At 44.3% G+C, this 4,204-nt stretch carries 2 protein-coding genes; both read left to right on the plus strand.

What is annotated here, in order from left to right; all coding sequences use genetic code 11:
• Nucleotides 1-638, plus strand: a 638-nt coding sequence (locus tag VF500_RS19855; RefSeq protein WP_330861344.1) for an outer membrane beta-barrel protein, incomplete at its 5' end; no start/stop codon positions are given.
• A 548-nt stretch (nt 639-1,186) separates the two neighbouring features.
• Nucleotides 1,187-4,204: TonB-dependent receptor (locus VF500_RS19860; RefSeq protein ID WP_330861345.1), on the plus strand; the 3,018-nt coding region annotated here is incomplete at its 3' end.

Raw genomic sequence — 4,204 nt, forward strand, 5'->3', positions numbered from 1 at the left:
TTTCATTGCTTTACAGTCGGGACGATAACGCCATTGCCCGTTATCAGCTCAGCGAGAGCCCTGCGCATGACATCCTGTTTATCTCTCCTCAAAATTTACCGTACCAAAACTATCTTACCTTCCAGGTTAATGCGCCGTTTAAAGTAGGCAACTGGTGGGAGATGACCTACAGCTTTGTTGGCGGGCTGCGTCAGTTTAAGGAAGATTATACTTTGAATCCCCTAACCAAATCATACTTTGGTTATTCCTTCAATTTTAACCAGTTGTTTAAGTTGCCCAACAGCATTTCGGCAGAGGTATCGGGAGAATATAACTCCCTGTCATACAACAGCACCATACGGGTTGATGGTTTTGGGGTGATCAATGCCGGCATCAAAAAAGAGTTGAAAAATAATGGCGGTAGCCTGCAATTAGCGGTGGCCGATGTGTTTAGCGCTTCGCAGATCCATGTACGTTACGGAACGCTTACGCGCGAGGCTTTTGACATAAAAAGCCATGTGGTTATCAATACCGAAACAAGGCGTTTCCCGGTGATCAAGCTTACTTATACAAAGTCATTTGGAGGTACCGGATCGGCAAACCGGAGTAATCAGGAAAATGGTTCAAAGGAGGAGCGTGAGCGGCTTCGGGGTAACTAAAAGGTTTTTGCAATAGTAAAAAAACAGTAGAGTTCATTTTGTTAAGGCCGCATAGCGGCCTTTTTCTGTTGATACCAGGAGTTGTAATGTTATCAAAGCCTACCGGTTCAGTTTGATAGGTCTGTTTAAAAAGATGGCATAAATGCCTGTAATTCACTTCGAATAGGAGTGTTTGTGCTGATAATATTATCCATCTTTTTATATGTTTTATCCATTTTAAATTTTGTGTTACTCGTATACATTTACAAAACCAATTAGTTAAATCAAACGCGAAAAATTATGAAAAGAAGCTCTACTTCCTTAATACGGCGAAACTGTCGTTGCTACAATTAAAATTTATCAAAGCTGAATAAGTCCGGCAGCCCATTATGCCATTTCGGCCAAATGATATTATTAGCTATTATTTGATTTTTCTGTTAGTGTTGGTTGCTTAATCATTTAATCCCTGTTTAAGATAACCCGGCATGGAAATGCTATGGACTTTGGCGACGGAAAAACTGATTTTAAAAATCCGGCTAACCCTAAATAATTTATATGAACCCAATTTTATGAAACCATTTTACAGTTACGATCAATTTCCTGTGAAAAGAGGCAGGCAGCAGAGCTATCTTTTCATTGGTCGGTTATTAATGCTTTTGATATTATCCTGTTTTGCCATTAATGTACATGCGCAAAACAGGATCACTGTTATTGGGCAGGTGACCGATACCCTTGGCGTAAAAATTCCCGGCGCCAACATTACTGCCGAAAACCTGAAGAACGTAGGTACCACCACCGATGTAAACGGCAGGTTTGTGCTTGAAGTAGCAGCCGGTACCAGTCTTAAAATATCATTTGTTGGTTTCATCGACCAGCATATTGTAGTTACTGCCGATAACCAGCACTTCACCATCAGGCTTAAAGAACAAAAACTCCTTGCCGAAGAGGTGGTAGTAACCGCCTTTGGTAAAAAGGAACGTAAGGAAGCCCTGGTAGGTTCGGTTACCAGTATCAAGCCCGGCGAGTTAAAGATCCCGGCAAGTAACTTGACCAACGCGCTTGCAGGTCAAGCGGCTGGTATCATTGCCTATCAGCGCAGCGGCCAGCCGGGGCAGGACAATGCCTCGTTCTTCATCAGGGGTGTAACCACTTTCGGCTACAAACGTGATCCATTGATTTTGATCGATAACGTGGAGCTTTCAACCAATGATCTTGCCCGTTTAAATGTTGATGACATTGCCAGCTTTTCGATATTAAAAGATGCAAGTGCTACGGCACTATATGGTGCACGGGGTGCCAATGGTGTAATTTTAGTTGCTACCAAAGAGGGTAAACAAGGCCCGGCCAAGATCAATTTCCGGTCGGAATTTTCTTCTTCGCAATCAACACAAACGCCGCAACTGGTTGATCCTATCCAGTACATGAACCTGTACAATGAGGCATCGCTAACGCGTGACCCTACGTTACCGCTCCCTTTCCCTCAAACTAAAATAAACAGTACAGTTAACACCATTAATCATACGCCGGGCAGCAATCCATATGTTTACCCTGCTGTTGACTGGCTGAACTTGTTATTCAAAAAGCAAGCTACCACGCAGCGTAATAATTTAAGCGTTAGCGGTGGCGGCCCAACGGCACGCTACTACATAGCCGGTTCATATAATATTGATAACGGCGTTTTGCGCGAGGATATCCGCAATAACAATGACAACAATGTTAAGTTCAAAAACTACCAGTTACGTTCAAACGTAAACGTGAACCTAACCAAAACAACCGAGATCATCGTAAGGTTATCCGGTACGTTCAGCGAGTATAACGGCCCCATTACAACCGATGGTTCTTTTGCGTCCGATCTATATAATGTAGCTATTCATACCAGCCCTGTTTTGTTTCCGGCGTATTTTGAGCCGGATGCCGCCAATGCCAATGCGCAGCACATCCTGTTCGGTAACGTTGGTTTGGCATCAGGTACTACCAGCAATAGCATCCAGTACAATAACCCATATGCTGCTTTGTTAAGGGGGCATAAGAACTCATCAGAGTCAAGAATGTCGGCACAGTTTGAGTTAAACCAGGATTTGAAATTTATTACCGATGGTTTAAAGTTTAAAAGCATTTTCAATACCAACAGGTATTCATACTTTGATTCGCAACTGGCTTACTCGCCTTTTTATTATAATGTTGGCAGTTATGACAAGGATAGCAACCAGTACACTTTAACCTGGCTTAACCCACAGCCTACCGGTAATAACGTAGCAACCGAATATCTGAACTATAGCCGTACCGAGCCAAATGCCAATACCTTCGTTTACCTGCAAACAGCGCTGGAGTATAACAAGCCTTTTGGAAAAGGGCACAACATCAGCTCAAACTTAATTGGTACGGCTCAGCAAACGATTTACTCAAGCGCAAAAGATCCTAAAACAGGTACCACCACCTTGCCGTATTCGTTGCCTTTCCGCAATTTAGGTTTGGCAGGTAGGTTAACCTACTCATACCTGAGCAGGTATTTTGTTGAAACTAACTTTGGCTATAATGGTTCGGAGCGTTTCTCGGCAAATCACCGTTATGGTTTCTTCCCAACCATAGGTGGCTCATGGGTGGTATCAAACGAAAAGTTCTGGAACCCCAATATCCTCGATCGTTTGAAGATCCGCGCCAGCTACGGTTTAGTGGGTAACGATGCTATCGGTTCACAAAGGTTCTTCTACCAGTCGGATGTTACCCTGAACAACGGGCCTAACTATGCCCAGTTTGGTATCAATAACCAGTACGAGCGTAAAGGTGTGTTCATTAACAACTATGCTAACCCGGATGTTACCTGGGAAACATCAAAGCAAACCAATATTGCGGTTGAAGCAACTTTCCTGAAAAACTTCAATGTAGTGGCCGAGTTTTACCGCAACAACCGCTACAATATTTTACAGGAACGTACCAACACCCCAACCAGCGAAGGTTTGGAGTCAACAACCAGCGCCAACCTGGGTAAGGTAGATTCAAAAGGTGTGGATCTTTCGCTCGATTATAAGCAGACCTTCAGCAATGGTGCATGGGCATCTATCCGCGGTAACTTCACCTACTCCACCAACAGGTACAAATACATTGAAGAGCCCGATTACAAAGAGTCATGGAGGCATTTCATCGGCCAGCCTATCAGCCGTGGTTATGGTTATATAGCCGAGCGTTTGTTTGTTGACGATCAGGAAGCCCGCAACTCGCCAACGCAGATCTTTAGTGCTAACGGCACAAACGGTATCCTGCCACAAGGCGGCGATATCAAATACCGCGACCTGAACGGCGACGGTAAGATCGACTACCTCGACCAAACCTTTTTAGGCTATCCGCAAACACCCGAAATTGTTTACGGCTTCGGTTTCTCAACCGGGTACAAAGGGTTCGATCTTTCGGCCTTCTTCCAGGGTCAGGCAAGGGTGTCATTTTTTATCGACCCGAATAAGGTTAGCCCATTCATCCCAAGTAACGATCCCTACATATACGGAAATACCCAGGTGCTGCAGGCTTTTGCCGATAGTCACTGGAGCGAAGAACACCAGGATCTGTACGCTTTATATCCGCGGTTGGGCACT

The organism is Mucilaginibacter sp., assembly GCF_036383575.1.
Classification (GTDB): domain Bacteria; phylum Bacteroidota; class Bacteroidia; order Sphingobacteriales; family Sphingobacteriaceae; genus Mucilaginibacter.